The 26,155-nt window shown below is 72.7% G+C and carries 26 protein-coding genes; 8 read left to right on the top strand and 18 right to left on the bottom strand.

The genetic code is table 11. The features are described from left to right. Positions 1–43: 43 nt before the first annotated feature. The gene (locus N8I86_RS13295) at positions 44–463 is read right to left on the bottom strand and encodes an organic hydroperoxide resistance protein (RefSeq protein ID WP_073893633.1); all 420 of its coding nucleotides are present in this window, start codon (positions 461–463) and stop codon (positions 44–46) included. Between the two features lie 99 nt (positions 464–562). Continuing rightward, complete coding sequence (locus tag N8I86_RS13290) at positions 563–1,585, bottom strand: NADP-dependent oxidoreductase (RefSeq protein ID WP_073893631.1); 1,023 nt, start codon at positions 1,583–1,585, stop codon at positions 563–565. A 100-nt stretch (positions 1,586–1,685) separates the two neighbouring features. Between N8I86_RS13290 and N8I86_RS13285 the strand changes: the two genes are divergently transcribed. Both N8I86_RS13285 and N8I86_RS13280 read left to right on the top strand, forming a co-directional pair. After that, the gene (locus tag N8I86_RS13285) at positions 1,686–2,123 is read left to right on the top strand and encodes a MarR family winged helix-turn-helix transcriptional regulator (RefSeq protein ID WP_073893629.1); all 438 of its coding nucleotides are present in this window, start codon (positions 1,686–1,688) and stop codon (positions 2,121–2,123) included. Positions 2,124–2,167: 44 nt separating this feature from the next. Further along, positions 2,168–2,974 carry an EI24 domain-containing protein gene (locus N8I86_RS13280; protein WP_263277841.1) on the top strand — a complete coding sequence of 269 codons (807 nt, stop codon included), beginning with the start codon at positions 2,168–2,170 and terminating at the stop codon, positions 2,972–2,974. A gap of 9 nt (positions 2,975–2,983) precedes the next feature. On the opposite strand, the gene N8I86_RS13275 is transcribed toward N8I86_RS13280, so the two are convergent. Both N8I86_RS13275 and N8I86_RS13270 read right to left on the bottom strand, forming a co-directional pair. Beyond that, complete coding sequence (locus tag N8I86_RS13275; protein ID WP_263277840.1) at positions 2,984–4,261, bottom strand: pyroglutamyl-peptidase I; 1,278 nt, start codon at positions 4,259–4,261, stop codon at positions 2,984–2,986. 141 nt (positions 4,262–4,402) lie between these two features. Further along, positions 4,403–4,984 (bottom strand): TetR/AcrR family transcriptional regulator, encoded by a 582-nt coding sequence (locus N8I86_RS13270; protein ID WP_263277839.1) that lies wholly within the window; start codon positions 4,982–4,984, stop codon positions 4,403–4,405. Positions 4,985–5,088: 104 nt separating this feature from the next. On the opposite strand from N8I86_RS13270, the gene N8I86_RS13265 reads away from it, so the two are divergent. Then, the gene (locus N8I86_RS13265) at positions 5,089–7,527 is read left to right on the top strand and encodes a beta-glucosidase H (protein WP_263277838.1); all 2,439 of its coding nucleotides are present in this window, start codon (positions 5,089–5,091) and stop codon (positions 7,525–7,527) included. 81 nt (positions 7,528–7,608) lie between these two features. Here N8I86_RS13265 and N8I86_RS13260 read toward each other — a convergent pair whose 3' ends face one another. Then, positions 7,609–8,586 carry an aldose epimerase family protein gene (locus N8I86_RS13260; protein WP_263277837.1) on the bottom strand — a complete coding sequence of 326 codons (978 nt, stop codon included), beginning with the start codon at positions 8,584–8,586 and terminating at the stop codon, positions 7,609–7,611. A 25-nt stretch (positions 8,587–8,611) separates the two neighbouring features. Continuing rightward, positions 8,612–9,505 carry an SGNH/GDSL hydrolase family protein gene (locus tag N8I86_RS13255; RefSeq protein WP_073893623.1) on the bottom strand — a complete coding sequence of 298 codons (894 nt, stop codon included), beginning with the start codon at positions 9,503–9,505 and terminating at the stop codon, positions 8,612–8,614. Positions 9,506–9,790: 285 nt separating this feature from the next. Here N8I86_RS13255 and N8I86_RS13250 point away from each other — a divergent pair, with 285 nt between their 5' ends. After that, entirely contained in the window at positions 9,791–10,285 is a 495-nt protein-coding gene (locus tag N8I86_RS13250; protein ID WP_073893621.1) for a DUF3145 domain-containing protein, read from the top strand. A gap of 66 nt (positions 10,286–10,351) precedes the next feature. Here N8I86_RS13250 and fabF read toward each other — a convergent pair whose 3' ends face one another. The 5 genes from fabF to fasR form a co-directional block, all read right to left on the bottom strand. Further along, complete coding sequence (gene fabF / locus N8I86_RS13245; protein ID WP_073893619.1) at positions 10,352–11,614, bottom strand: beta-ketoacyl-ACP synthase II; 1,263 nt, start codon at positions 11,612–11,614, stop codon at positions 10,352–10,354. A gap of 85 nt (positions 11,615–11,699) precedes the next feature. After that, positions 11,700–11,948: an acyl carrier protein gene (locus N8I86_RS13240; RefSeq protein WP_018545314.1), complete on the bottom strand. Its 249-nt coding sequence runs from the start codon at positions 11,946–11,948 to the stop codon at positions 11,700–11,702. 105 nt (positions 11,949–12,053) lie between these two features. After that, on the bottom strand, positions 12,054–13,085 hold the full coding sequence (locus N8I86_RS13235) for a ketoacyl-ACP synthase III (RefSeq protein ID WP_073893617.1): 1,032 nt from the start codon (positions 13,083–13,085) through the stop codon (positions 12,054–12,056). Between the two features lie 10 nt (positions 13,086–13,095). Next, on the bottom strand, positions 13,096–14,022 hold the full coding sequence (locus N8I86_RS13230) for an ACP S-malonyltransferase (RefSeq protein ID WP_263277836.1): 927 nt from the start codon (positions 14,020–14,022) through the stop codon (positions 13,096–13,098). An 89-nt stretch (positions 14,023–14,111) separates the two neighbouring features. After that, positions 14,112–15,317, bottom strand: coding sequence for a fatty acid biosynthesis transcriptional regulator FasR (gene fasR, locus N8I86_RS13225; protein WP_073893613.1), 1,206 nt, complete (start codon positions 15,315–15,317; stop codon positions 14,112–14,114). Positions 15,318–15,414: 97 nt separating this feature from the next. Here fasR and N8I86_RS13220 point away from each other — a divergent pair, with 97 nt between their 5' ends. Continuing rightward, positions 15,415–16,068, top strand: coding sequence for a pirin family protein (locus N8I86_RS13220; protein ID WP_263280096.1), 654 nt, complete (start codon positions 15,415–15,417; stop codon positions 16,066–16,068). Positions 16,069–16,084: 16 nt separating this feature from the next. Here the strand turns inward: N8I86_RS13220 and N8I86_RS13215 are convergent, their stop codons facing one another. The 3 genes from N8I86_RS13215 to N8I86_RS13205 all read right to left on the bottom strand — a co-directional run bounded on the left by N8I86_RS13215 (position 16,085) and on the right by N8I86_RS13205 (position 19,533). Continuing rightward, positions 16,085–18,148: a serine/threonine-protein kinase gene (locus N8I86_RS13215; protein WP_263277835.1), complete on the bottom strand. Its 2,064-nt coding sequence runs from the start codon at positions 18,146–18,148 to the stop codon at positions 16,085–16,087. 64 nt (positions 18,149–18,212) lie between these two features. Further along, positions 18,213–19,040 (bottom strand): serine hydrolase domain-containing protein, encoded by an 828-nt coding sequence (locus N8I86_RS13210; RefSeq protein WP_263277834.1) that lies wholly within the window; start codon positions 19,038–19,040, stop codon positions 18,213–18,215. Positions 19,041–19,059: 19 nt separating this feature from the next. Continuing rightward, positions 19,060–19,533, bottom strand: coding sequence for a GNAT family N-acetyltransferase (locus N8I86_RS13205; protein ID WP_073893605.1), 474 nt, complete (start codon positions 19,531–19,533; stop codon positions 19,060–19,062). Positions 19,534–19,630: 97 nt separating this feature from the next. On the opposite strand from N8I86_RS13205, the gene N8I86_RS13200 reads away from it, so the two are divergent. Further along, positions 19,631–20,146, top strand: a complete 516-nt coding sequence (locus N8I86_RS13200; RefSeq protein ID WP_073893603.1) for a MerR family transcriptional regulator — start codon at positions 19,631–19,633, stop codon at positions 20,144–20,146. Here the strand turns inward: N8I86_RS13200 and N8I86_RS13195 are convergent. From N8I86_RS13195 to N8I86_RS13185, 3 genes are all read right to left on the bottom strand, one after another. Continuing rightward, the gene (locus N8I86_RS13195; protein WP_263277833.1) at positions 20,143–20,988 is read right to left on the bottom strand and encodes a DUF4429 domain-containing protein; all 846 of its coding nucleotides are present in this window, start codon (positions 20,986–20,988) and stop codon (positions 20,143–20,145) included. The genes N8I86_RS13200 and N8I86_RS13195 overlap by 4 nt on opposite strands. Before the next feature lie 66 nt (positions 20,989–21,054). After that, the gene (locus N8I86_RS13190; protein WP_073893599.1) at positions 21,055–22,272 is read right to left on the bottom strand and encodes an alpha/beta hydrolase; all 1,218 of its coding nucleotides are present in this window, start codon (positions 22,270–22,272) and stop codon (positions 21,055–21,057) included. Positions 22,273–22,412: 140 nt separating this feature from the next. Further along, a complete protein-coding gene (locus tag N8I86_RS13185) occupies positions 22,413–23,039 on the bottom strand; it encodes a TetR family transcriptional regulator (protein ID WP_123438013.1) in 627 nt (208 codons plus the stop codon). Between the two features lie 113 nt (positions 23,040–23,152). Between N8I86_RS13185 and N8I86_RS13180 the strand changes: the two genes are divergently transcribed. Both N8I86_RS13180 and N8I86_RS13175 read left to right on the top strand, forming a co-directional pair. After that, a complete protein-coding gene (locus N8I86_RS13180; protein ID WP_263277832.1) occupies positions 23,153–24,772 on the top strand; it encodes an MFS transporter in 1,620 nt (539 codons plus the stop codon). 236 nt (positions 24,773–25,008) lie between these two features. Next, complete coding sequence (locus N8I86_RS13175) at positions 25,009–25,317, top strand: small hydrophobic protein (RefSeq protein WP_073893593.1); 309 nt, start codon at positions 25,009–25,011, stop codon at positions 25,315–25,317. Between the two features lie 61 nt (positions 25,318–25,378). Here the strand turns inward: N8I86_RS13175 and N8I86_RS13170 are convergent, their stop codons facing one another. Next, positions 25,379–26,119: a potassium channel family protein gene (locus tag N8I86_RS13170; protein WP_123438015.1), complete on the bottom strand. Its 741-nt coding sequence runs from the start codon at positions 26,117–26,119 to the stop codon at positions 25,379–25,381. Positions 26,120–26,155 lie beyond the last annotated feature (36 nt).

The raw sequence follows: 26,155 nt of genomic DNA, 5'->3' as shown, positions 1-26,155 counted from the left end.
CCACGTCCAGGGATGCGGCCTCCGCTGTCTGCAACGACGGCCGTCAGGCCAACGTCACGCTGATGTTCCCCCGAGTCGCCTTCGAGTACGGGCACACCTGGTGCGCCTTCTCGACCAGGTCCCGTGCGGCCTCCGCGGAGACACCCGGGATCTCGGCCGAGATCTCCACGATGATGCCGAACCCGTCGTCGTTCCTGCCGATGCCTACCTTCGCGGTGACGGTCGAGCCGGAGACGTCGGCGCCCTCCTGCCGGGCGACCACGGCGAGGGCGCCCTGGAAGCAGGCGCTGTAGCCGGCGGCGAACAGCTGCTCCGGGTTGGTTCCGGCGCCGCTGCCGCCCATCTCCTTGGGCGGGTTCACGACGACGTCGAGCTTGCCGTCGTCGGTGGCGACACGGCCGTCCCGGCCGTTCTCGGCGGTGGCGACGGCCGTGTACAGGACGTCGGACTGCTGAATGGGCATGCGGTGGTCCTCCTCCTCGGTCCGCCGCGACTCGCGCCCACGATCGGCGACGGATTTCGGAAAAAAGTTACCGCATTACGGAAAGTCGAGCCAGGGGGGTCAGAGCTTGACGATCATCTTGCCGGTGTTGTCGCCGCGCAGGACGCCGAGGAACGCCTCCAGGTTGTTCTCGATGCCCTCGACGACCGTCTCGCGGTACTTCAGCGCGCCCGAGGCGACCCAGGGGCCGACCTCCTGGACGAACTGCTGCTGGAGGTCGTAGTGGTCGCCGACCAGGAAGCCCTCGATGCGGCCGCGGGTCTGGATCAGGCGGGCGAGGTTCCTCGGGCCGGGGGCGGGCTCGGTGTTGTTGTAGACCGAGATCATGCCGCAGACCGCGATCCGGCCGCCCTGGTTGAGGGAGCCGATGGCCGCCTCCAGGTGGTCGCCGCCGACGTTGTCGAAGTAGACGTCGATGCCGTCGGGCGCCGCCTCGCGCAGCTGCTCGGCCACCGGGCCGTTCTTGTAGTTGAAGGCGGCGTCGAAGCCGTACTCCTCCACCAGCAGCTTGACCTTCTCGTCGGAGCCGGCCGAGCCGATGACCCGGGAGGCGCCCTTGAGCTTGGCGATCTGCCCGACCTGGCTGCCCACGGCACCCGCGGCGCCGGAGACGAACACCACGTCGCCCTCCTTGAAGGAGGCGGTGCGCAGCAGTCCGGCGTAGGCGGTCAGGCCGGTCATGCCGAGCACGCCGAGGTACGTCGACAGCGGCGCGGCCGAGGCGTCGACCTTGACGGCGTGCTGCGCGTCCAGGGCCGCGTACTCGCGCCAGCCGAAGAAGTGCAGGACGTGGTCGCCGACGGAGAGCCCCTCGGCGTTCGAGGCGACGACCTCGCCCACCGCGCCGCCCTGCATGGCCTTGCCCAGCTCGTAGGGGGCGGCGTACGACTTCGCGGCCGACATCCGGCCCCGCATGTACGGGTCGACGGAGACGTACGTGTTCCGCACCAGCACCTGGCCCTCGCCGGGCGTCGGGACGGGTGCCTCGACAAGGGCGAAGTCCTCGGGCTTCGGCCAGCCGACCGGGCGGTTGAGCAGGTGCCACTCGCGGCTTACGGCGGGGAGTGCGGGGGACTCGGACATGGTGCGTGACCTTCCTTGGACGGCGCAGATGTTTCAGAACCTGAAACAACCCTGCACCTGAATATTTCATGATGTCAAGTAACCGGGTATCCTGGTGAGCATGTCCACCCCATCGAAGACCCACCGTGCCGACGCCCTCACCATGGAGGTCGTCGAGCTGATCGGTGACGTCGTCGCCCGCTTCTACACGGACTACGAGGAGGCGGCCGGCGAGCACACGCTGACCGGCCCGCAGGCCCGGCTCCTCAGCCTGCTCTCCGTGGAGCCGCTGCCCATGCGCAAGCTCGCCCACAAGCTCAAGTGCGAGCCGTCGAACGTGACCGGGATCGTGGACCGCCTGGAGACGCGCGGCCTGGTGGAGCGCCGTCCCGACCCGGCCGACCGCCGGGTGAAGCTGGCCGTGGCCACCGACGACGGTCTGCGGGTCGCCCGCGAACTGCGCGAGGGCCTGCGCTTCGCCCGCGAGCCCCTGGCCGGCCTCTCCGCCGACGAACGCCGCTCGCTGCGCGACCTCCTGCGCCGCATGCTGGACGCCTGACCTGCCCCCACCCGGTGTCCGAGTCCTTCGGTAAGGTCTTCGGCATGCGTGATCTCGGGTCGGGGTTCGGTTATTTGGTGAAGGGCCAGCGCTGGGTGGCCCGGCACGGGCGCAGCTACGGCTTCGGCCTGCTGCCCGGTCTGATCACGCTCGTGCTCTACGCGGGGGCGCTGGTGGCGCTCGCCGTGTGGGGCGAGGACGGTGTCGTCTGGGCGACCCCGTTCGCCGACGACTGGGCGAGCCCCTGGCAGGGCCTGTTCCGCGGCTTCCTCACGGCCGTCCTGTTCGCGCTCGGACTGCTGCTGGCCGTGCTCACCTTCACCGCCGTCACGCTGCTGGTCGGCCAGCCCTTCTACGAGAACCTGTCGGAGCAGGTCGACGCCGACGTCTCGCCCGACGGCACCGCCCCGCGCTCCGGCCTCCCGCTCTGGCGCGAACTGTGGATCTCCGGCCGCGACAGCCTGCGCGTCCTCGTCCGGGCCCTGGTGTGGGGCGTGCTGCTCTTCGCCCTCGGCTTCCTGCCGTTCGTCGGCCAGACCGCCGTGCCGGTGCTCGGCTTCTTCGTCACCGGGTTCTTCCTCACCGAGGAACTGGCCGCCGTCGCCCTGCAGCGCCGGGGTGTCGAACTGCGCTCCCGGCTCGCCCTGCTCCGCTCCCGCAAGACCCTGGTCTGGGGCTTCGGCACCCCCCTGGGCCTCGCCTTCCTGGTCCCGTTCGTCGCGGTCTTCCTGATGCCGGGCGCGGTGGCGGGCGCCACCCTCCTCGCCCGCGACCTGCTGGGCGAGGAGAGCGCCGACGACGACTCCGGCGCCCGGGACGGCCGTCCCGACGCGGAGGGCGTCAGCCGGTGACCGGGGTGCTCAGCCCCGTGCCCGTCGCGTGGCGCCGAGCGCCACGGCCACGATCGACCGCACCTGGCCGATGATGTCGAGCCGGTTGCGCACGAACTCCGGGTCGGTGACCGTGCCGGTCGCCGGATCGGTGTTGCCGGCGCCGAACTGCAGCACCGGTGTGTGCACATGGCCGCCGGGCAGGGTGTCGTGCAGGCCGAGGCGGTCCCGCAGCAGCGTGGCCCGGTAGGCGATCTCGTTGGACAGGTAGTCGCCGCCGCCCCCGGCGCGGGCCGTGGAGCCGGCGGTCGGCCCGTCCGGCCGTACGACCGCGGCGGTGCCTCCGGCCGGGATCTCCGTCACCTCCGTGTGGTCGTACACCGGGAAGCGGCCCGTGTGCGCGGCGACCACGGCGGTGTACGGCAGGGTCGTGCCCGTCCACTGCGGCTGCGAGGCCGGATCGGCGACCGGCACCGTCTCCGTGCGCGAGACGCCGTCGTTGTCCGGGAACCCGCCCCGCCAGGCGCCGTTGGTGCGCTCGACGTCGAACCGGCCGGTCCTGCCCTGGCTGACGGTGGTGAACAGATCCACCCGCGGCAGGTACGGCCGCAGCGTCCGCTCCACCGTGCCGGCCGCGAAATCCGTCCAGCGCACGGGGAACACGGCCGTCTCGACGCGCGCCGGGCCCTCGGGCGTCTCGATCACCGTGCCGTCCAGCGCGAGCGCGGTGGCCCCCGACGGGTTCGAGATACGGATGTCGCGGTCCAGGGTGAACGGGTCGAACCCGGTGAGCAGCACCCGGCGCAGGTGCCCCTTCGCCGGGTAGCGGATGCCGTCCTGGCCGCGCGAGCCGCGCTCCAGCCGGTCCAGCAGGTCCGCCCGGTCCCGGTCGGTGAGCCCGAACCCCGGCTCCCAGGTGCGCACGGCACGCGTCAGCTCCAGCCTCGCCCAGTACAGCGGACGGTCGTCGTCCCGGCCGAGGTCGCCGCCCGCCGGGCCCCGGCCCTGCGCCCGGTCCACGGCCCGCCGCCACAGCGCGGCGCCCTCCCGTGCGACGAGGCCCCGGGCCTCGGCGTAGGAGTGCGCGCGCTCGAGCTCCCGGCCGAACCGCGGGGCCACGGCGTCGAACCCCGAGCGGCGCAGGATCTCCCGCGGCACGGCGCGGTCGAGGCGCTGCTCCTCGGTCGTGGGGGAGGGGGCCGCGGGCGCCGGGGCGGACGATGCCGCGGCGGTGGGCCCGGGCAGGCCGGACAGCCCGGTCAGCAGGGCCAGTGCGAGCAGACCGAGGCGAACGCGTCGGGATGTCACGGGAGTTCGGGTCCTTCCGTCGCTGCGCGCCGCGTGGTGCGGTGGACGGCGGCAGTATCGCGTGACGGAAGTGACCGGCGCCACGGGGCGGTTCACGCCACGGGGCGCATACGGTTCGGTAGGGCGCCGGCCCGTGGCCGGTCAGTCCACCGGCTCGCCCAGCAGGTGCAGGAAGTCGCGGAAGGCGCCCGGCATGTCGACGGACTCCGGGTCCAGCAGCCACTGGTACTGCAGTCCGTCCATGACCGCCACCAGGAGCGGCGCGGTGCGCTCGGGGGTGAGGCCGTTCGGCAGCCGCTCGCCGTACTCCGCGCGCAGCACGGCCGTCATGCTCGCGCGGACCCCCGCGTAGCGCTCCGTGAAGTACGCCCGGGCCGGATGCCCCTCCGTCACGCTCTCGCCGAGCAGCGCCGAGAAGGTCTGGACGATCGCCGGGCGCATCGCGTTGTACTCGACCAGCGAGACCAGCAGGTCCGTCCGCCACCGGGGGTCGGGCACCGCGTCCCACCGGTCGCGCTCCTGGAGCACGGCCACCAGCAGGGCGTCCTTGGTGGGGAAGTGGTGCAGCAGCCCCTGCTGGGTCAGCCCCACCCGCTCGGCCACCGCGCTCAGGCTCGCCCCGCGGTAGCCGCGCTCGGCGATCACCTCCAGGGCCGCCCCGATGATCTCCGCACGCCGCTCCTCGCCCCTGACCCTCGCGTTCATGGCGTCACCGTACGACATCACCGCGAGCCGAAAGTAACGGAAAGATAACAAAACCTACCGCTCTACAGGTGGCGGATGCAGCATGAGAGGCACCCAACGGACTTCAGCGAGGAGGCCCCGCCGTGACGGAGACGGACGAGCGGCGAGCGGACCGGGCCAGGAAGACGGTCGTGGAGGCGGCGCTGCGACGGCTCGACCTCGACGCCAAGACCCGGCTGCTGGCCGGCCAGGACATGTGGACCCTGCCCGCCGTGCCCGGGATCGGCCTGGAGTCCCTGGTCATGTCGGACGGCCCGATCGGGGTCCGCGGGGTGCGCTGGACGGCCGACGACCCCTCCGTCGCGCTGCCCTCGCCGACCGCGCTCGCCGCCTCCTGGGACCCGGAACTCGCCCACCGGGCCGGCGTGCTGCTCGCCCAGGAGGCCCGCCGCAAGGGCGTCCACCTGCTGCTCGCGCCCACGGTCAACCTGCACCGCTCCCCGCTCGGCGGCCGGCACTTCGAGTGCTACAGCGAGGACCCGTACCTGACCGGCCGGATCGGCACCGGATACGTCACCGGCGTCCAGTCCGGCGGTGTCGGCACCACGGTCAAGCACTTCGTCGGCAACGACGCCGAGACCGACCGCTTCACCGTGGACAACCTGATCCCGGAACGCGTCCTGCGCGAGCTGTACCTGGCCCCCTTCGAGGCCATCGTGGAGAACGCCCGCCCCTGGGGCGTCATGACCGCCTACAACTCGGTCAACGGCACGACGATGACCGAGCACCGCCACCTGGTCGGCGACGTCCTGCGCGGCGAATGGGGCTTCGACGGCTGCAACGTCTCCGACTGGACGGCCGCCCGCGACACGGTCGGCGCCATCGAGGGCGGCCTGGACGTCGCCATGCCCGGCCCCGGGACCGTCTACGGCGAGGCCCTCGCCCGGGCCGTACGGGACGGCAGGGTCGCCGAGTCCACCGTCGACGCCGCCGTCCGCCGGGTGCTGCTCCTCGCCGCCCGCGTGGGCGTCCTGCGGGGCGCCGACCCGGTCGTCACCGAGCCGCCCGCGCCGGTCGACGGCGAGGCCCTGGCCCGCGAGATCGCCCGCCGCTCCTTCGTCCTCGTCCGCAACGAGGGCGGCGCGCTCCCGCTGAAGCCGGGCACGGTGGCCCTGATCGGCGCCGCCGCCCGCGACGCCCGCATCCTCGGCGGCGGCTCCGCCACCGTCTTCCCGGCCCGCGTCGTCTCCCCGCTCGACGGCCTCACCGCCGCCCTCCCCGAGGGCACCCTCGACTACGCCGTCGGAGCCGACCCCGCCACCGAACTCGCCGCGGCCGAACGCGGCTTCGCCCTGCGCGCCGTCTGCCGGGACCCGGACGGCACCGTCATCGGCACCCGCTCCGCGCCCGGCGGCCTGATCCAGTGGATGGGCTCCGACCTCCCCGACGGCGTCACCCACGACCGCCTCCACAGCATCGAGCTGACCGGCACCTTCACCCCGCGCGAGTCCGGACCGCACACCTTCGGCATCAAGGGCGTCGGCGGCTTCACCCTCGCCGTGGACGGCACCACGTACTACGACGACCTCCAGCGCCCCGACAAGGACGACCCCTTCGAGGCGCTCTTCGGCGCCCCCGTGCCGCGCGCCCGGGTGGAACTCACCGCGGGCGAACCGGTCGGCGTCTCCCTCACTCATGTCGTCCGGCTGCCCGACGGCCTCCCCATGAAGGTCATCACCTTCGCGTTCGCCCACGCCGAGCCGCAGCGCGACCCCGACGAGCTGATCGCCGAGGCCGTCGAGGCCGCCCGCGGCGCCGACACGGCCGTGGTCATGGTCGCCACCACCGACCGCGTGGAGTCCGAGGGCTTCGACCGCACCGACCTGCGGCTGCCCGGCCGCCAGGACGACCTGGTCCGCGCCGTCGCCGCCGCCAACCCGAACACCGTCGTCGTCGTGAACTCCGGCTCCCCGGTCGAACTGCCCTGGCGCGACGAGGTCGCCGCCGTCCTGCTCGGCTGGTTCCCCGGCCAGGAGGGCGGCGCCGCCCTCGCCGACGTCCTCACCGGCGCCCACGAGCCCGGCGGCCGGCTCCCCACCACCTGGGGCGCCCTCGCCGACGCCCCGGTCACCCGGGTCGTCCCGATCGACGGCGCACTGCCGTACACCGAGGGAGTGTTCATCGGCCACCGCGCCTGGGAGAAGGCGGGCCGCACCCCGGCGTACCCCTTCGGCCACGGCCTCGGCTACACCGACTGGACCTACGAGTCCCTCGACGTCGAGGGCACCACGGTCCGCGTCCGCGTCCGCAACACCGGCGAGCGGCCCGGCCGGGAGGTCGTCCAGGTCTACCTGTCCCCGGCGGGGCCCGACACCGGGCGTCCGGCCCGCTGGCTGGCCGGTTTCGCCGCCGCCGAGGCGGGCCCCGGTGAGAGTGTCGAAGTGACCGTGGAACTCCCGCGCCGTACCTTCGAGGTCTGGGACGACACGGCGAAGTCGTGGGCGTTTGTGAAGGGTTCGTACGAGATCGCCGCCGGACGCTCCGCCGGCGACCACCGGCTCTCCGCGCCGATTAACGTCTGATCCGGGACAGGTCCCCCACGAGCAGCCCCGGTCCGGGACCTGACCCCCGGACCGGGGCTCGTCGCCTTCACGGAGGGCGCCTCAGCGCGCCGAGAAGCCGTACACCGTCTCCGAGCGGAAGACCTCGCCCGGCCGCAGCACGGTGCTCGGGAAGTCCGGGCGGTTCGGGGAGTCGGGGAAGTGCTGGGTCTCCAGGGCGATGCCGTCGCCCGGCGCGAACGGCTCCGACAGATGGTCGCCCGTGTAGAGCTGGAGGCCCGGCTCGGTCGTCGCCACCGTCAGGGTCCGCCCCGAGGCAGGGTCGTGCAGCTCGGCGACCTCCCGCGGCGCCCGGGTGACCCCCTTGTCCAGGACGAAGTTGTGGTCGTAGCCCGAGCCGACCTCGCGCGCCTCGCGGAAGTCGAAACGCGAACCGGCCACGTCCTGCGACGGCCCGGCCGGGATCAGATCCGTGTCCACCGGCGTGTACCGGGACGCGGCGAGCCGCAGCCGGTGGCCGCCCGCGTTTCCCGTGTAGTGGCCCGCCAGGTTGAAATAGCTGTGGTTGGTGGGGTTGACCACCGTCGGCGCGTCCGTCACCGCCTCGTAGGCGATGTGCAGCGCACCGGACGCGTCCAGGGTGTACGTCGCCGACATCTCCAGGCGCCCCGGGAACCCCTCCTCGCCGTGCACGCTCACCCGGCTCAGCCGCACCCCGTCCGCCACCGGCTCCGCGTCCCACACCCGCTTGTCGAAGCCGTGGCTCCCACCGTGCAGGGAGTTCGGGCCGTTGTTCGCCTCCAGCGCGTACACCCGGCCGTCCAGCTCGAATCGGGCGCCCGCGATCCGGTTGGCGTACCGGCCGACCAGAGCCCCGAGGAACGGCTCCGGATGCCCGACGTAGCCGTCCAGGCCGGCGAACCCCAGCACCACGTTCACCGTGCGGCCCGCCTGGTCGGGGACCTCGACCGACCGCACGATCCCGCCGTAGGTCAGGACCTCCACACGTGTCCCGGCGCGCTCCAGCGTCCAGCGGTGCACCTCGGTGCCGTCGGAAAGTGTGCCGAAAAGTTCGCTCATGTGGAAAACAGTAGGCGACCGGCGGCTAACCGGCCGGGCGCGCTGCCGTGATCGTCCGGTAGGCGATCGACGCCAGCCGGGCCTGGCCGTCCTTGCTGGGGTGGAACCAGTCCCAGTGGCTGAGCTGATCGGTGCCGAAGTCGTAGTCGTAGACCGCGTTGCCGTCGAAACGGCAGCGGCGGTCCTTCGCGCAGACCTCCTTCAGCACCCGGTTGTACTCCACCACCCGCCGCTGCACCCGGTCCCGGCGCAGGGTCGCCGCCCTGGTCAGATCGTCCGCGTCGGCCAGCATCGACGGGCAGATGCCCAGCTGCCACACCTGCTTGCCCAGCGGATTGACCCGCCCCTCGGACCACAGCCGCTTCAGGTTCGGCACGCTCGCCACGTACACCTGCGCCTTCGGCAGCACCGAACGCAGCGTGCCCAGGGCCTCCTCGAAGTCCGCGCGGAACCCGGCCACCGGCGTCATCGCCGACGCCGACGCCCGGCAGGCGTCGTTCGCGCCCACCATCACCGTCACCAGGGCCGGGCCGCGCGCCGCCGCCTGGGCCATCTGCCCGGGCAGGTCGGCCATCCGGGCACCGGTCACCGCGTAGTTCCAGCTGCGCTCCGCCGCCCCGGTCACCCCGAGCAGCCGCACCGCGAGGCTGTCCACCTTGGCGTCGCCGCCCGTCGCCCACGACACCTCGGGGCAGTCCGACAGCACCGTGCACGCGTCGAAGCCGCGGGTGATGGAGTCGCCGACCGCGGCGATCGAGTCCGGGCTGCGGTCCCACACCGGGGCCGGCTTCGCGGCCCGGGCCCTCGGGCGCTCGGCGGCCGGCGCGCCCCCGCCGCCCGCGTCGCACCCGGCGAGGCCCAGCACGGCGGCCGCCACGACCGCGAGTGCCGCCCGCGTACGGCTGCTTCGCTTCCGCATCCCCTGGTGATCCCCTCGTCGTGGTTCCGGCGCCCGGTGCGTCCCCGGACCTCGCCCGGTGCTTCCTCCCATAACAACGTGCGGGGGTTCCCGGCCGCGCGCGCGGGAACGGAGCACCCCCGTACAAGCGTCCCCCTGGGTGAATGGCGGGGGTTTCCTGGCACCGGGACCGACGGTACGTCACACTCCTTGCGCCGCCGCAGGGTAGCCTCGCCATCAACGCGGCCGTCGCGCCACAGCCGCCCAGCCAGTCCGCAAGATGTCCCGCTCTGCCCGGAGGTTCCGGTGACGACACGTGGAGTTCTGTACGTGCACTCCGCGCCGCGCGCGCTGTGCCCGCACGTCGAGTGGGCCGTCGCCGGGGTGCTCGGCACGCGCGTCGGCCTCGACTGGATCCGGCAGCCCGCGGCCCCCGGCACCTGGCGCTCGGAGTTCTCCTGGCAGGGCGAGGCCGGCACGGCCTCCAAGCTCGCCTCGGCGCTGCGCGGCTGGCACCTGCTGCGCTTCGAGGTGACCGCCGAGCCCTGCGCGACCGCCGAGGGCGAGCGCTACAGCTGCACCCCCGACCTCGGCATCTACCACGCCGTCACCGGCATCCACGGCGACATCCTCATCCCCGAGGACCGTCTGCGCGCGGCGCTCACCCGCTCGCAGCGCGGCGAGACGGACCTGGAGGCGGAGATCGCCAAGCTCCTCGGCAAGCCGTGGGACGACGAACTGGAGCCCTTCCGCTACGCGGGCGAGGGAGCGCCGGTGCGGTGGCTGCACCAGGTGGTGTGAGCACCGCACCCCCGGACGCGACGAAAGGGCCCCCACCAGCCGGTGGGGGCCCTTCGCGCGGGTCCGTCAGATGGTCCGGAACGCCAGGACCACGTTGTGACCGCCGAAGCCGAACGAGTCGTTCAGCGCGGCGATACGGCCCTCGGGGAGGGTCCGCGGCTCACCGACGACCACGTCCGCGTTGACCTCGGCGTCGAGCTCGCGCACGTTGATGGTCGGCGGAGCCGTACGGTTCACCAGTGCCAGGATCGACGCGACGGTCTCGATACCGCCGGCGCCGCCGAGCAGGTGCCCCGTCATCGACTTGGTCGCCGAGATGGCCATGTGGTCGACGTCGTCGCCGAACACCTTGCGCAGCGCCTTGATCTCCGCGACGTCGCCCTGCGGCGTCGACGTGGCGTGCGCGTTCACGTGCACGATCTCGGCCGGCTTCAGGTCCGTGTTGTCCAGCAGGTTCTGCAGCGCGTGCGCGATGCCGTTGCCGGACGGCTCCGGCTGCGTGATGTGGTGGCTGTCCGCGGAGATGCCCTGGCCGACGGCCTCGGCGTAGACCCGCGCGCCGCGGGCCTTCGCGTGCTCCTCGGACTCCAGCACGATCACACCGGCGCCCTCGCCGAGCACGAAGCCGTCACGACCGGAGTCGTAGGGACGGGACGCGCCCTGCGGGTCGTCGTTGTTCTTGGACATCGCCATCATGTTGCCGAACGCGGCGATGGGCAGCGGGTGGATGGCGGCCTCGGTGCCACCGGCCACGACCACGTCCGCACGCCCGGTGCGGATCATCTCGATCGCGTACCCGATGGCCTCCGCGCCCGAGGCGCAGGCCGAGACCGGGGTGTGCACACCGGCCCGGGCACCCAGCTCGATCCCGACGTTGGCCGCCGGGGAGTTGGGCATCAGCATCGGCACGGTGTGCGGGGAGACGCGGCGTACGCCCTTCTCCTTGAGCACGTCGTACTGGTCCAGGAGGGTCGTCACGCCACCGATGCCGGAGGCGATGACCGCACCGAGGCGGTCGGGGTTCACCGAGGAGTCCTCACCGGCCCTGGCGGTGAAACCGGCGTCCTTCCAGGCCTCCTGGGCGGCGATCAGCGCGAACTGCGCGGACCGGTCCAGCTTGCGGGCCTGCGGGCGGGGGATGATCTCGCCCGGCTCGACGGCGATCTGCGCGGCGATGCGGACGGGCAGTTCGGCCGCCCACTCCTGTTCCAGGAGGCTGACGCCGGACTTGCCGGCGAGCAGACCCTCCCAGGTGGAAGCTGCGTCGCCACCCAGCGGTGTGGTTGCGCCGATACCGGTGACGACCACGGTGCGATTGGTCGGGCTCACGGGAATTCTTTCTCCAACGGATGCGGGATTCTACGGCGCCACCGCCGGGTGGCGGGGCCTTGCAGCCTGGGGCCTAAGGGGTGGCTCAGGCCTGGTGCTTGAGGATGTAGTCGGTCGCGTCGCCGACCGTCTTGAGGTTCTTGACGTCCTCGTCCGGGATCTTCACGTCGAAGCGCTCCTCGGCGGCGACGACGACCTCGACCATGGACAGCGAGTCGACGTCCAGGTCGTCGGTGAAGGACTTGTCCAGCTGGACGTCCTCGGTGGGGATCCCGGCGATCTCGTTCACGATCTCGGCGAGACCGGCGACGATCTCTTCCTGAGTGGCGGCCATGTCAGGCGCTCCTTCTTGATATTCCAGACGGTTTTACGGCGTCCGCCGCTACAGCGGCGGATGGTGCTGCTCCCGCACCGGATCGCATGATCCGGCACGGAGTGCCTAGGGGAGGGTAACGACCGTGGCGGCGTAGACGAGACCCGCCCCGAATCCGATGACGAGCGCGGTGTCGCCACTCTTCGCCTCCCCGGTCGCCAGGAGCCGCTCCATCGCGAGCGGGATCGAGGCGGCCGAGGTGTTGCCGGTGGTGCGGATGTCACGGGCGACCGTGACGTGCTCCGGCAGCTTGAGCGTCTTCACCATCGAGTCGATGATCCGCACGTTGGCCTGGTGCGGGATGAAGACGTCCAGGTCGTCCGGGCTGATTCCGGCCGCGTCCAGCGCCTGCTGGGCGACCTTCGCCATCTCGAACACGGCCCAGCGGAACACCGCCTGGCCCTCCTGCGTGATCGCAGGGAACTTGACGTTGCCCTCGCTGTCGAGCGGCAGTTCGGTGAGGTCGCCGATCCGGAACCGGTCCCAGGGGACGGTCTGCTTGATCGTGCCGGACTTGTCGCCCTCCGAGCCCCACACGGTCGGGCCGATGGCCGGCTCCTGCGAGGGGCCGACGACGACCGCGCCGGCGCCGTCGCCGAACAGGAAGGCCGTGGCCCGGTCCTCCAGGTCGGTCAGGTCGCTCAGCCGCTCCACACCGATCACGAGCACGTACTCGGCGGAACCTTCCACCACCATGCCCTTGGCGAGGGTCAGGCCGTAGCCGAAGCCCGCGCAGCCGGCCGAGATGTCGAAGGCGGCGGCCTTGTCGGTGCCCAGCTTGTCGGCGATCTCGGTGGCGACGGCCGGGGTCTGGCTGAAGTGCGAGACGGTCGAGACGACCACGGCGCCGATCTGCTCGGCGTCGATGCCCGCGTCCGCGATCGCCTTGCCCGCGGCCTCGACGGACATCGCGGCGACCGTCTCCTCGGGGCCCGCCCAGTGCCGGGTCTCGATGCCGGAACGCGAGCGGATCCACTCGTCGGACGAGTCGATCTTCTCGAGGATCACGTCGTTGGGTACGACACGGGTCGGCCGGTAGCCGCCGACGCCGAGGATGCGCGCGTACGGGGCACCCTTGCTGGGCTTGATCTTCGCCATGTACGGCTCCTTAGGCCCCTGCGTGCTCGGCGATGAGCTCGCGGGCCGCGTCGAGGTCGTCGGGGGTCTTGAGGGCCAGCGTCTTCACGCCGGGCAGGGCGCGCTTGGCCAGGCCGGTCAGGGTGCCGCCCGGGCACACCTCGATGAGCGCGGTGACGCCCAGCTCCTTGAAGGTCTCCATGCACAGGTCCCAGCGCACGGGGTTGGCGACCTGGCCGACGAGCCGCTCCAGCACCTCGGCGCCGTTCGCGACGGTCCGGCCGTCCTTGTTGGAGACGTAGGGGACCTTCGGGTCGGCGGGCGTGAGCTCCGCGGCGGCCTTGGCCAGGGTCTCGACGGCCGGGGCCATGTGGTGCGTGTGGAAGGCACCGGCGACCTTCAGCGGGACGACCTTGCGGACACCCTCGGGCTTGTCCTCGTTCAGCACGGCCAGCTGCTCCAGCGTGCCGGCGGCGACGATCTGGCCCGCGCCGTTGCTGTTCGCCGGGGTCAGGCCCAGCCTCTCCAGGTGCGCGACGGACGTCTCCGCGTCGCCGCCGAGCAGCGCCGACATGCCGGTCTCGGTGATCGCGGCGGCGTCGGCCATGGCCAGACCCCGCTTGCGGACGAGGGCGAGCGCGGCGGTGGCGTCCAGGACCCCGGCGAAGGCGGCGGCGGTGATCTCACCGACGCTGTGGCCGGCGACGGCACCCGGGGCGATCTCGGACGTGTCACCGAGTGCCGCGGCGGACAGCAGTCCGGCGGCGACGAGCAGCGGCTGGGCCACCGCGGTGTCGCGGATGGCATCCGCGTCGGCCTGGGTGCCGTAGTGGACGAGGTCCAGTCCGAGCACGTCGGACCACGCGGCGACGCGGTCGGCGGCACCGGGGAGGTCGAGCCAGGGAGTCAGGAAGCCGGGCGTCTGGGCGCCCTGGCCGGGAGCGACGAGTACGAGCACTCTCACACTCTCTCTTGGGGACGGCCACGGCCGCCCGTGGGGACAGGGACGAAGAACACGGGGGGCTTTTGTTGGCCCCCCACAAAACCCTATGCCTGGGCTTCACCATCGGCCAGACGCCCCAGGATGAGCGCGATCCGCAGTGTGAACGCGGATCGTACATCCGATGGCGACCAACCGGTGACATCAGTCACACGTCGGAGCCGGTAGCGCACGGTGTTCGGGTGAACGAAGAGCATGCGGGCCGCGCCTTCCAGGCTGCTCGCCTGCTCCAGGTAGACACTCAACGTTTCGAGGAGCGCCGAGCCCGCTTCCTCCAGTGGTCTGTAGATCTCCTCCACCAGCTGCTCGCGGGCGCCCGGATCGCCCGCGATCGCGCGCTCCGGCAGCAGATCGTCCGCCAGAACCGGCCGCGGGGCGTCCTGCCAGGCGGAACACGCCTTCAGGCCGGCGGCGGCCGCCTGCGCGGAGCGCGTGGCGGCCAGCAGATCGGGTACGACGGGCCCCGCGACCACCGGCCCCGCGGCGAACGGCCCGATCAGCGACTTGGCGACCGCGAGCGGATTGTCGCTGCCACCGGCGATGACGACGAGCCGCGCCCCGAGGACCCCGGTGAGCACCTGCAGCTTGGCGTGCCGGGCGGCCCGCCGGATCGCCTCGACGGTCAGCTCGCTGTCCCCGTCGGGCGCGGTGCCGAGCACCACGCACACGTGCTCCGGCGAGTTCCAGCCGAGCGCCGCGGCCCGGCTGACGGCGCCCTCGTCGGCCTCGCCGCTGAGCACCGCGTTCACCACGAGCGACTCCAGCCGCGCGTCCCAGGCACCGCGTGCCTCGGCGGCCTGCGCGTACACCTGGGCGGTGGCGAAGGCGATCTCCCGGGCGTACACGAGCAGCGCCTCGCGCAGCACGCTCTCGTCGCCGGGCGCGGCCACCTCCTCGATGGCGCTCTCCATGACCTCGATGGTGGTCCGCACCATCTCCACGGTCTGCCGCAGCGTGATCGCCCGCGTCAGCTCGCGCGGCGCGGTGCCGAAGACGTCGGTCGAGATCGCCTGCGGGGCGTCCGGGTGCCGGAACCACTCCGTGAAGGCCGCGATGCCCGCCTGCGCCACGAGCCCGATCCAGGAACGGTTCTCCGGTGGCATGGCCCGGTACCACGACAGGGTCTCGTCCATGCGCGCGATGGCCTGCGCCGCGAGACTCCCGGAGGACTTCTCCAGCCGCTTCAGGGTCGCGGCGTGCGGATGGGCGTCGTGTGCTGCGGGATCGCTGCTGTGGGATTCGGGTTCGGGCACGGGGACAAGACTGCCTTATCCGGACGCCGGGGTGCGCTGCCGGGTCATGGTTGCCCGTACCGAGACCTTTCCGGCGGCGACTACCGTGGTGCCCGTGATGGACGTACGGCGCGCCGGCGAGCGCTACCGCGGAGGGGACCCCGGGGCGGGGATCGACTCCCACCACGCCTTCTCCTTCGGCCCGCACTACGACCCGGACAATCTGCGCTTCGGCGCGATGATCGCCTGCAACGAGGAGCGGCTGGCGCCGGGCGCCGGCTTCGACGAACACCCGCACAGCCACACCGAGATCGTGACCTGGGTGGTCGAGGGCGAACTGACCCACCGCGACTCCACCGGGCACGAGACGACGGTGCGCCCCGGCGACGTCCAGCACCTCAGCTCGGCGGCGGGCGTGCGGCACGTGGAACGCAACGACGGGCCCGGCCCGCTCACCTTCGTCCAGACCTGGCTGGCCCCGCTGGCCCCGGGCGGTGCCCCCGCCTACGAACTGGTCCCCGGCATCGCCGACTCCACGCCGTACGCCGTCGCCGGGGCCGGCGCCCTGCTGCACGTGCGCCGCCTGGCACCGGGGGAGCGGGCCGCCGTACCGGACGCCACGTACGTGTACGCGCACGTGGTCCGCGGTGACGTACGGCTCGCGGGCGAGGAACTGGGCCCCGGCGACGCGGCGCGGATCACCGGGGCGAAGGACCTGGAGGCGGAGGGGGTCACGGCGGCGGAACTGCTGCTGTGGGAGCTGTCGCGGTGAGCCCCGCCGCGCCCGCTCACTCCTTGGTGGACGGCTCCTCGGCGTTGCGCCACACCGTGACGTCCACCGTCATGTAGTCGCCCAGGTCGGACTTCGGGGCGGTGCCCTGGAAGGTGACCAGGGCGATGTGCCCGGAGGTGGTGTGCACGCACAGCTGCGAACCCCGGGACAGCTGCGAGAGCTTGGCCTGCTCGGCGTACCGGGTCTCGGTCCGGCAGGTGTCGAGCGAGCCCTGCTGCGCGTTGTTCAGCAGGACGATCTTCTTGCCGCTGCTGCCGAGGATCTTCTCGTCGTCGAAGCTGCCGCTCTCGTAGAACAGGTCGGCGTCGTCGACGTACTGGGCGCCGACGTCGTCGTAGAGCGGCTTGGGCGGCGAGTCCGCGAACCGCACGTAGTAGTTCATCGGGATGTCGATGCCCTTGAAGCTGATCGGCTTGGGGTCGGGCCGGGGCGAGGAACCGACCGCCGAGCCGGAGTCCGAGCCGGAGTCCGAGTCGGAGCCGGAACCCGAGCCGGAGTCGGTGCCGGGCGTCGCGTCCGGTGAGGCGCCGGCGTGCGCGGCCGAGCCCTTCGCGGAGCTGTCGGCGGCCTTGTCCTTCGTGTCCTTGCCCATCTGGGTCAGGTACACGGCGGCGCCACCGCCGACCAGCACCGCCGCCACGACGACCGCGGCGATCACGCCGAGCCGTCCCTTGCGCTTCGGCTTCTGCCGCTGACCCGGCTGCGGCTGCGCGCCGGGCCACGGAGCGGCCGGACCGGCCGCGGCCGGCGGGCCGTACGACTGCGGCGGCACCGGGGTGTGCTGCGCCGGCGTGTGGTGCGCGGCCCCGGGCGGCGGGGTGGGGGACGCGGCGGCGGGCGCCGGTGTGTGCTGCGTGGGCGTGGGCGGCGGAGTGTGCGGTGCGGTGGCCGGCGGGGAGGGGTTCGCGGACACCGTCGGCAGGGCGTGCGGGGCCGGCTGGTCGGCGTGGGTCACCGGAGCGGTCGGCGGCGGCGCCGGCACCGCCGCGGTGGGCGTGCCCGTGGGCGGGGTGGCCGGCGGTGCCGGTATGGCGGTGGCGGGCTGGGTCACCGGAGCGGTCGCCGGGAGCGGCGGCACCCCCGCGGCCGGCTGGGTCACCGGCGCGGTCGCGGGCGGGGCCTGGGTGGGCGCGGCGGGCTGGGCCGCCAGCGCGGCGGACGCCGAGACCCGCCGGGTGATCTGCGTGCCGATGGCCGCCGGCAGCCACTCCCCGGACTGCCGCAGTCCGCCCGCGGACGCCTCCTGGCACAGCGTGATGATCTCGGCCGGGGAGGGCCGGTCCGCCGGGTCCTTCGCCAGGCAGCGGGCGATGAAGCCGAGGGCGTCCGGGAGGCCGCCGAGGTCCGGCTCCTCGTGGACGATCCGGTACAGCACGGCGTGCGAGGGCCCGTCGCCGTAGGCACCGGAGCCGCGGGCCGCGAACGCGGCGACCTGGCCGAGCGCGAACACGTCCGAGGCGGGGGTGATCTCCCTCCCGGCGGCCTGCTCGGGCGACATGAAGGCGGGGGTGCCGACGGAGACGCCGGTGCCGGTGAGCGCCGTGGCGTCGGTGGCCCGGGCGATGCCGAAGTCGATGACCCGGGGGCCGTCGCCGGCGAGCAGCACGTTGGACGGCTTCAGGTCACGGTGCACGATGCCGGCGGCGTGGATGACCGACAGCGCCTCCGCGACACCCGCGACGAGCAGGAGCAGGGTGGGCACGGGGAGCGGGCCGTGCTCGGTGACGGCCGCCGCCAGCGAGGGGCCCGGCACGTAGGCGGTGGCCAGCCAGGGCCGCACGCCCTCGGTGTCGTAGTCGATGACCGGCGCGGTGTACAGGCCCTGGACGCGCTGCGCGGCCTGCACCTCCTGCCGGAACCTGCGGCGGAACTCGGGGTGCTCGCTCAGCTCCGGCCGGATCGTCTTGAGGGCGATCGGATGCCCGCCCGGGGTGTACGACAGGTACACCGTGCCCATGCCGCCGGATCCGAGGCGTGCCGCGAGCCGGTAGGCCGCCACCGCCTGTGGGTCACCGCTCTCCAACGGCCGGAACTGGCCGTCCGTCTGCAGGCCGCCCATCACTTACCCCCGATGCCCTGTGCCGGTAATTCGCTTGTGCACGGGGGAGGTTATCGGACACCGATCAGTGCGCGCCGCGTGTCTCGCCAAGGACCGTGTCCGTGAACGCCGGCCACACCTCGGCGGCCCAGGGCCCGAACGCCCGGTCCGTCAGGGCGACGGCGGCCAGCCCGGCGTCGGGGTCGAGCCACAGGAACGTACCGGACTGCCCGAAGTGGCCGAAGGTACGCGGCGAGGAGGAACCGCCGGTCCAGTGCGGGGACTTGCCGTCGCGGATCTCGAAACCGAGCCCCCAGTCGTTGGGGTTCTGGTGCCCGTACCCCGGCAGCACGCCCTTGGTGCCCGGGTACTGCACCGTCATCGCCTCCGCGACCGTGCGCGGGTCGAGCAGCCGCGGCATCTGCACCTCCGCCGCGAACCGCAGCAGGTCCTCGACCGTCGAGACGCCGGCCCTGGCCGGGGACCCGTCCAGCGAGGTGGCCGTCATCCCCAGCGGCTCCAGCACGGCCTGCCGCAGGTACTCCGCGAACGGGATGTCCGTCGCCTTGGCGATGTGGTCCCCCAGCTGCTCGAACCCGGCGTTGGAGTACAGCCGCCGCTCCCCGGGCGGGGCCGTCACCCGGTGCTCGTCGAAGGCGAGACCGGAGGTGTGCGCGAGCAGATGCCGGACCGTGGACCCGGGCGGGCCGGCCGGCTCGTCCAGCTCGACCGCCCCCTCCTCGTACGCGACCAGCGCCGCGTAGGCGGCCAGCGGCTTGGTCACCGAGGCGAGCGGGAAGCGGTGCCCGGCCGGTCCGTGGGTCCCGAGGACGGTCCCGTCGGCTCGTACGACGCCCGCCGCGGCGGTGGGGACGGGCCAGTTCTCGATCAGCGCCAGGCTCTGCAACGACATGCCGTCGAGCCTATGCGGCTCACAGCTCCAGCCGCATCGAGGGGTCGGGCTTGCGCACGAAGCCGAGCGAGGCGTACAGCGGCTCGGCCTCGGCGGAGGCGTTGAGGTCGACCTGCCGGGCCCCGCGCCCCCGGAACCACTCCAGCAGTTCCTCCACGCACGCGCGCGCGTGGCCGCGCCGGCGGGCGTCCGGGTCGGTGGCGACGCTGAAGACGTGGCCGACCCGCCCGTGCGGATTGCCGGTCCGCCCGATGCGGTACTCCAGTGCTCCGGCCGCCAGCGCGGCCAGCGCCCCGGGCCGGCCGGGACGCTCGACGACGAAGGCGACGAAGTCCCCGTCCGCGTCGGCGAGCCGGTCCCGCAGCGTCGGCAGGGACTCCGCGTGCCAGTCGGCCGGGCCGCCTCCCGGCGCGAACATCGAATCGATCATGACCTGCCGCAGACGCAGGACCTCGGCGGCGTCCTCGGGCAGGGCCCGTCGTACGAGACTCATGGACCGCACGCTAATCACCGGCTCCGGCGTGCGTCCCGCGGTTTTCTTACCCGGGCCGGCTTGCTTGGAGTGCACTCGAAGGTCATAGCGTGGGGGCATGACGGTGATGCAGACCACGCCAGCGGACGCCGCGTCCACCGACCCCGTCGACATCTGCGCCGCCCCGCCCCGGCGCCATCCACGCCCCGACGGCGAGGACCGCTACACGATCAGCGAGGTCGTCGCGTTCACCGGCCTCACCGCGCACACCCTGCGCTGGTACGAGCGGATCGGCCTGATGCCGCACGTCGACCGCTCGCACACCGGCCAGCGCCGCTACAGCAACCGCGACCTGGACTGGCTGGACTTCGTGGGCAAACTGCGGCTGACCGGCATGCCGGTGGCGGACATGGTCCGCTACGCGGAACTGGTGCGGGCGGGCGAGAGCACGTACGCGGAGCGGCGGGAGCTGCTGGAGTCGACCCGTGAGGACGTGCTGGCCCGGATCGCGGAACTGCACGACACCCTCGGCGTCCTGGACCGGAAGATCAGCTTCTACGCCACGGAGAAGCCGGCACCGGACCCCCTGCGTCCCGCGGCCGACACCCTGCGTCCCGCGGCCGGCGGCCGCTAGAGCTCGGCCAGCAGCTCGGCCTTCTTCGAGGAGAACTCCTCGTCCGTGACCAGCCCCGCCTGGTGCAGCTCCCCGAGGTGCCGGATCCGCTCGGCGATGTCGGCGGGATCCCGGCGCGCCGGCACCGGCACCGCCGACGACGGCCGGGTCCGGACCGCCGCCAGTACGGCCGCCGCGAACGGCAGCGACTCGTGCACCGGCCCGTACCCGAGCCCGAAGACCACCGAGGCCGGGTCCTGGTCGGGCTGGGCCGGCCGTTCGGCGGCCGCCTCGCGCGGCAGCAGGCGCAGGTGCCCCTCGAAGACCTCCGGCGAGCGCCATTCCACCCCGCTCAGCCCGGCCACCGGGAAGCTCTGGTCGCCGGCCTTCCACTTCGCCGAGGAGGCACCGGTCCAGGACCAGCGGAACTGCACCGACGTGCCGTCGAAGGAGGCCTTGGCGTCGGCGGCCTTGAAGTGCAGCGGCGCCTCGGGCACCGCGACCAGGTACCGGTCCACCGGACCGGAACCGGTCAGCAGGCCCTTCAGCTCGTCGGCGTAGTACTCGGCGAGGGTCTCGCGGTCGGCGGACAGCACGAGCCGGTACGGGTCGGAGCCCTCCTTGAGCTGGCCGGCGGCCGCCTCCATCAGCGGGTCCGCGCCGGCCCGGGGCACGAGGCGCAGGACGACGGTGCCGCGCCTGCCCGCCGTGAGCGTCACGTCCTCGACCGCGGACAGCGGGATGCGCCGTTCCCCGAGTGCCTGGAAGAGCCTGGGTGTTCGAATCCCCCGTTCGTAGCGGATGAGCACGGAGTCGGACTCGAACTCCCAGACGGCATGAAAACCCGCCAGTACGTCACCCATGCGGCTCATCGTATGCGGCACGTGCTCCTCCGTCGCCACCCGCGCAGACCGCACTTCCTGTTGTCTCTACGCGCGTCCGGCCGTCGTCGTGCCGGGCAGACCGGCCCGGCACGCATCGTTCTCATGGGCGCACGTCACCGCGTCGTACGCCCCCACGCCGACGTCGGCGAGGTTGCGCAGGCTGTCCGTGCCCGGCTGGAAATAGCCGGCGTGACCCTGCGCGTCCCGTGCGGACAGCACCCGCGCGCCGAACGCCGAGGACACCGGGTCGGCTCCGTGCCCGAGCCCGCCGAGCTCCAGGTACGGCACGTCCTGGATCCAGTCCGTGGCGTCCCGCATGGCCCACACCCGGGCCGTGGTGCCCAGCCGGTCGGCCCTGGTGACCCGCATGCCGGGGCTCGCCGCCACCGCTATGTCGGTCACCCGGCGCGGCATGTCGTGGGCGGCGACCCCGCAGACCACGGTGCCGTAGCTGTGGCAGACCATCGCCACCCGGGCGCGGCCGGGCAGCGCCCGCAGCAGGCCGTTCAACCGCACGGCGCCCTCCTGGGCGCGCAGGCCGGTGGCCGCGTCCACACCGAGCCCGTCCGGCGCGGTGTAGTCGGCCCACGCGATCACGGCCGTCCGCGTCGAGGGGCCGGCGTCGCGCTGGGCGGAGTAGAGCGCCTTGGCCATGCCGACCGGGGCCGTGTACCTGCGGTACGTCCGCTGGAAGGTGAGCAGGTCGGTGTCCACACCGGGAACGACGACCGAGACCCGCTGCGCCCGGTCGAGGTTCCCGAAGACCTCCGCGATCCGGCCCGAACCGGCGGGGTCGAACGCCAGGATGTGCCGGCCGCGGCTCAGCAGCGACTCGTAGCGGTGCATACGGCGGCCCGCGTCCTGCTGACCGGCCGCGCTGAGCCGGTTGTCGTGCATGCGCTTCTTCTCCACCTTGCGGGCCTGGTCCAGCGCGATGTGGTTGGCCCTGTAGCGCAGGGTGACGGGCGCGCCGTTCATGTTGCCCACCGCGAGCGGGTAGCGGTGGGCGAGCCGGTCGCGGTCCGCGGCGGACAGCGAGGCGAAGAACCGGCCGAGCCGTGCCGGGGCGGACTCCGGGTCCGGCAGCGGGAAGCCGTGCACGCGACCGTGCTCCCACTTGGTGAGCGAGGCCTGCAGCGCGCCCGAGTCGCGGTGGCTGCGCATGGCGGTCCAGCCGGTGGTCGCGAGCATCACGAACACGACGGACAGCGCCAGCAGTGCGCGCCAGACGTTGAGCGGCGGGGAGGTGTCGAAGGAAGTCACTGGGAGGACACACTAGGAGAACGGGAGGGTCTCGGGGTAACCGAGTGACGGGGATCACGTTTCAGTGCGCACCGAACACTCGGGCGGTGATCTGCGGGGCGGTCGGCGGGTCGATCTTCGGGGACGCCGTGCCAACGACCTCAGGCCGTGCGCCAGTTCCCGGTCAGCGCGGAACCCACCTGATCGAGGTACGCCGCGGTGAGCGTCCGGATCGCCTCCAGGCTGAAGTCCCCGCCCGTGCTCCACTGCCGTTCGGTGACCCTTATCACCCCGCCGAACACGGCCACGGCGAGCCTCGGCCGGGGGTCCGCGTCCACGTCCACACCCTCGCGCTCGGCCAGTACGCGCGCGATCGTCTCCTCGGTCGCGGCCGAGCGGCGCAGATGAGCGGCGAGCAGCGCGGGCGTGGACTCGATCGTCCGGTACATCCGCAGGTAGAGCTCGACGGGGACGGCCGACTCGACCGTCTCCCGGATCGCGTCCCAGCCCTCCAGGACCGCCTGCCGCAGCGCCTCCATCGGCGCCTCGTGCGCCGGACGCGCGCGTACGGCGGCCACGAAGTGCGCCTCCGTCATCACCTGGACCGCGAACGCGGCGTCCTCCTTGCCGGCGAAGTACCGGAAGAAGGTGCGCTGGGAGACGTCGACGGCCTCCGCGATCTCGTCGACGGTCGTCCGCTCGTACCCGTTGGTGGTGAAGAGTTCGAGAGCGGCCCGCAGCAGCGCCTCCCGGGTACGCCGCTTCTTGCGCTCGCGCAGCGTCTCCATGGTCTCTCTTCCGTGAATTTCCGACCGGCTCGTCCCTTGTGCCGGTGTCCTGTCAGTTACCGACTAGTGAATTGGTTTGTCAACTGTCAGTGGCTGTCACTAGCCTCGAAGGTATGACTAGTCAGACCACCGTCGACACCACGGGGCCGGGGGACAAGGCGCCGGCAGCCCCGTCGGAGGCGACCCCGGCCGCCGGCCTGCGCGGCCATCCATGGCTCACCCTTCTCACCGTTGCCGTCGGGGTCATGATGGTGGCCCTCGACGGCACCATCGTGGCGATCGCCAACCCGGCGATCCGCGACGACCTGCACGCGACCTTCGCCGACGTGCAGTGGATCACGAACGCCTACTTCCTGGCCCTCGCCGTCACCCTCATCACCGCCGGCAAGCTGGGTGACCGCTTCGGCCACCGGCAGACCTTCCTCATCGGGGTGACCGGCTTCGCCGCGGCGTCCGGTGCCATCGGCCTGTCCCACAGCATCGCCGCGGTCGTCACCTTCCGCGTCTTCCAGGGTCTGTTCGGCGCCCTGCTGATGCCGGCCGCCCTCGGCCTGCTGCGCGCCACCTTCCCCGCCGAGAAGCTCAACATGGCGATCGGCATCTGGGGCATGGTCATCGGCGCCTCCACCGCGGGCGGCCCGATCCTCGGCGGCGTCCTGGTCCAGCACGTCAACTGGCAGTCGGTGTTCTTCATCAACGTGCCCGTCGGCGTGCTCGCCCTCGTCCTCGGCGCGCTGATCCTGCTGGACCACCGTGCGAAGAACGCCCCGCGCTCCTTCGACCTCCCCGGCATCGTGCTGCTCTCCGGCGCGATGTTCTGCCTGGTGTGGGCCCTCATCAAGGCGCCGACCTGGGGCTGGGGCGACGGCATGACGTGGGCGTTCCTCGCGGCGTCCGTGCTGCTCTTCGGCCTGTTCGCCTTCTGGGAGACGAAGGTCGCCGAACCCCTGATCCCGCTGGGCCTGTTCCGCTCGGTCCCGCTGTCCGCGGGCGTGGTGCTGATGGTCCTCATGGCCATCGCCTTCATGGGCGGCCTCTTCTTCGTCACCTTCTACCTCCAGAAGGTGCACGGCATGAGCCCCGTCGACGCGGGCCTGCACCTGCTGCCGCTCACCGGCATGATGATCGTCGGCTCCCCGCTGGCGGGCGCCGCGATCACCAGGCTCGGCCCGCGCATCCCGCTGGCCGGCGGCATGGCGGTGACCGCGGTCGCCATGTACGGCATGTCGACGCTCGAGGCCGGGACCGGCAGCGCGGTGATGTCGATCTGGTTCGCCCTGCTCGGCCTCGGTCTCGCCCCGGTGATGGTCGGCGCCACCGAGGTCATCGTCGGCAACGCCCCGATGGAGCTGTCCGGTGTGGCGGGCGGCCTCCAGCAGGCGGCGATGCAGATCGGCGGCAGCCTCGGTACGGCCGTGCTGGGCGCCGTGATGGCCTCCAAGGTGGACAGCGACCTGCCCGGCAACTGGACCGGCGCGGGACTGCCGAAGCTGACCCCGGCCCAGCTGGACCAGGCGTCCGAGGCGGTCCAGGTCGGCGTGGCCCCGGTGCCGCAGGGCACCCCGGAGCCGATCGCCGCGAAGATCAGCCAGGTCGCCCACGACACCTTCATCTCCGGCATGAGCCTCGCCTCCCTGGTGGCGGCCGGCGTGGCGGCGGTCGCCGTGCTCGTCGCGCTGCTCACCAAGCGGGGCGCCAACGCGGAGGCGGGCGCGGGCGTGGGTCACATCTGATCCCCGAACGTCCCCCCTCGGCGGGCGGAATTCGCTCATCAGGGTGACGGGGCTCAAGATCGCTCGCCCCGGGCGCGCGCCACAGGTCACAGTGGGTCAAGTCCTCCGCAGGGCATGGGGGGACGGCCGGGCCGTGGCGCGCGCTGCCGGAGGGGGGCGGCGCGCGCAGGTCTGCCCCGGCACAACCGGGGTACCCGCACACCGAAGCCGAACTGTCCACAGGCCTCAGGGAGTTGATGATGGCTGGCTTCGGGCACGGAACGCGTGGGTACCCCCGGTCACGTGGTCGGACGTGGCAACGGTCCGGGCCGGACCGCGCGACGCTCGGGATCATCGGTGCCATCTGCGCGGTGGCGGGTTTCTTCGCGCTGGGCATCGTCCTCGGCCCGGTCGCGATGTTCTGCGGCTGGCAGTCCATGGGCCGCAAATGGTCCAACGACCGTGAGATCCCGGCCCTGGTGGCCCTGATCCTGGGCGCCATCGACACCTTGCTGGCGATCGTCGCCCTGGCGGGCGCCGCCACCTGGGGCCACGGGCTCCTGTAGCGGGTGTCCCGGCCGCGCGGGCCCGCGCCCCGGCGGGGCGCGGGCCCCGCCGGCGCCCCGGTCAGCGAGGCTGCTCCTGCCGTTCCGTCAGACGGGCCACCTCCGCCCGCAGCAGCCGGACCTCCTCGGTCAGCGAGGCGATCGCCTCCGTCTGCCGCCGCTCCTCCACGTCGTCCTTCTCGAACCGGCCGATGAACCACGCGGCGATGTTCGCGGTGACCACACCCAGCAGGGCGATCCCGGACAGCATCAGGCCGACCGCGATCATCCGCCCCAGTCCGGTCGTCGGCGCGTGGTCCCCGTACCCGACCGTCGTCATCGTCGTGAACGACCACCAGACGGCGTCACCCAGCGTCCGGATGTTCCCGTTCGGCGAGTCCCGTTCCACGGACAGCACCGCGAGCGAGCCGAACATCAGCAGCCCGACCACCGACCCCACCACATACGTCGTCAGCCGGATCTGCGGAGCCATCCGCGCCCGCCGCCCCACCAGCAGCAGCGTGGACACCAGACGCAGCAGCCGCAGCGGCTGGAGCACCGGCAGCACCACGGCGATCAGGTCGGGCCAGTGCCGTCGGACGAACTCCCCGCGGTGGGACGCGAGCGCCAGCCGCACGACGTAGTCCACCGCGAACGCGCCCCACACCGCCCATTCGACGGTCGTGCACGCGGTCGTCAGCGAGTCTCCCGCCGACCCGTCCACGATCGGCACCGCGTACGCGACGGCGAACGCCACCGCCAGCCCCAGCAGGGGCCGCTCGGTACGCCGTTCCCAGGCCGCCTGCGCCGGTTGTCGTTCCATGCCCGCATCGTAAAGAAAAGGTAAGGGCGGTGGAGG

The sequence above is a fragment of the Streptomyces albidicamelliae genome, from assembly GCF_025642175.1.
In the GTDB taxonomy this organism is placed as follows: Bacteria; Actinomycetota; Actinomycetes; order Streptomycetales; family Streptomycetaceae; genus Streptomyces; species Streptomyces albidocamelliae.
The sequence above is the reverse complement of the archived record's forward strand: the minus strand, read 5'-3'. Positions and strand labels throughout refer to the sequence as shown.

What these genes read in the sequence shown, in the direction of transcription:
- N8I86_RS13295 (WP_073893633.1), bottom strand. Translation starts at nt 463, where the DNA reads ATGCCCATTCAGCAGTCCGACGTCCTGTACACGGCCGTCGCCACCGCC.
- N8I86_RS13290 (WP_073893631.1), bottom strand. Translation starts at nt 1,585, where the DNA reads ATGTCCGAGTCCCCCGCACTCCCCGCCGTAAGCCGCGAGTGGCACCTG.
- N8I86_RS13285 (WP_073893629.1), top strand. Translation starts at nt 1,686, where the DNA reads ATGTCCACCCCATCGAAGACCCACCGTGCCGACGCCCTCACCATGGAG.
- N8I86_RS13280 (WP_263277841.1), top strand. Translation starts at nt 2,168, where the DNA reads ATGCGTGATCTCGGGTCGGGGTTCGGTTATTTGGTGAAGGGCCAGCGC.
- N8I86_RS13270 (WP_263277839.1), bottom strand. Translation starts at nt 4,984, where the DNA reads ATGTCGTACGGTGACGCCATGAACGCGAGGGTCAGGGGCGAGGAGCGG.
- N8I86_RS13260 (WP_263277837.1), bottom strand. Translation starts at nt 8,586, where the DNA reads ATGAGCGAACTTTTCGGCACACTTTCCGACGGCACCGAGGTGCACCGC.
- N8I86_RS13255 (WP_073893623.1), bottom strand. Translation starts at nt 9,505, where the DNA reads ATGCGGAAGCGAAGCAGCCGTACGCGGGCGGCACTCGCGGTCGTGGCG.
- N8I86_RS13240 (WP_018545314.1), bottom strand. Translation starts at nt 11,948, where the DNA reads ATGGCCGCCACTCAGGAAGAGATCGTCGCCGGTCTCGCCGAGATCGTG.
- N8I86_RS13235 (WP_073893617.1), bottom strand. Translation starts at nt 13,085, where the DNA reads ATGGCGAAGATCAAGCCCAGCAAGGGTGCCCCGTACGCGCGCATCCTC.
- N8I86_RS13220 (WP_263280096.1), top strand. Translation starts at nt 15,415, where the DNA reads ATGGACGTACGGCGCGCCGGCGAGCGCTACCGCGGAGGGGACCCCGGG.
- N8I86_RS13215 (WP_263277835.1), bottom strand. Translation starts at nt 18,148, where the DNA reads ATGGGCGGCCTGCAGACGGACGGCCAGTTCCGGCCGTTGGAGAGCGGT.
- N8I86_RS13210 (WP_263277834.1), bottom strand. Translation starts at nt 19,040, where the DNA reads ATGTCGTTGCAGAGCCTGGCGCTGATCGAGAACTGGCCCGTCCCCACC.
- N8I86_RS13205 (WP_073893605.1), bottom strand. Translation starts at nt 19,533, where the DNA reads ATGAGTCTCGTACGACGGGCCCTGCCCGAGGACGCCGCCGAGGTCCTG.
- N8I86_RS13200 (WP_073893603.1), top strand. Translation starts at nt 19,631, where the DNA reads ATGACGGTGATGCAGACCACGCCAGCGGACGCCGCGTCCACCGACCCC.
- N8I86_RS13195 (WP_263277833.1), bottom strand. Translation starts at nt 20,988, where the DNA reads ATGGGTGACGTACTGGCGGGTTTTCATGCCGTCTGGGAGTTCGAGTCC.
- N8I86_RS13185 (WP_123438013.1), bottom strand. Translation starts at nt 23,039, where the DNA reads ATGGAGACGCTGCGCGAGCGCAAGAAGCGGCGTACCCGGGAGGCGCTG.
- N8I86_RS13180 (WP_263277832.1), top strand. Translation starts at nt 23,153, where the DNA reads ATGACTAGTCAGACCACCGTCGACACCACGGGGCCGGGGGACAAGGCG.
- N8I86_RS13175 (WP_073893593.1), top strand. Translation starts at nt 25,009, where the DNA reads ATGATGGCTGGCTTCGGGCACGGAACGCGTGGGTACCCCCGGTCACGT.
- N8I86_RS13170 (WP_123438015.1), bottom strand. Translation starts at nt 26,119, where the DNA reads ATGGAACGACAACCGGCGCAGGCGGCCTGGGAACGGCGTACCGAGCGG.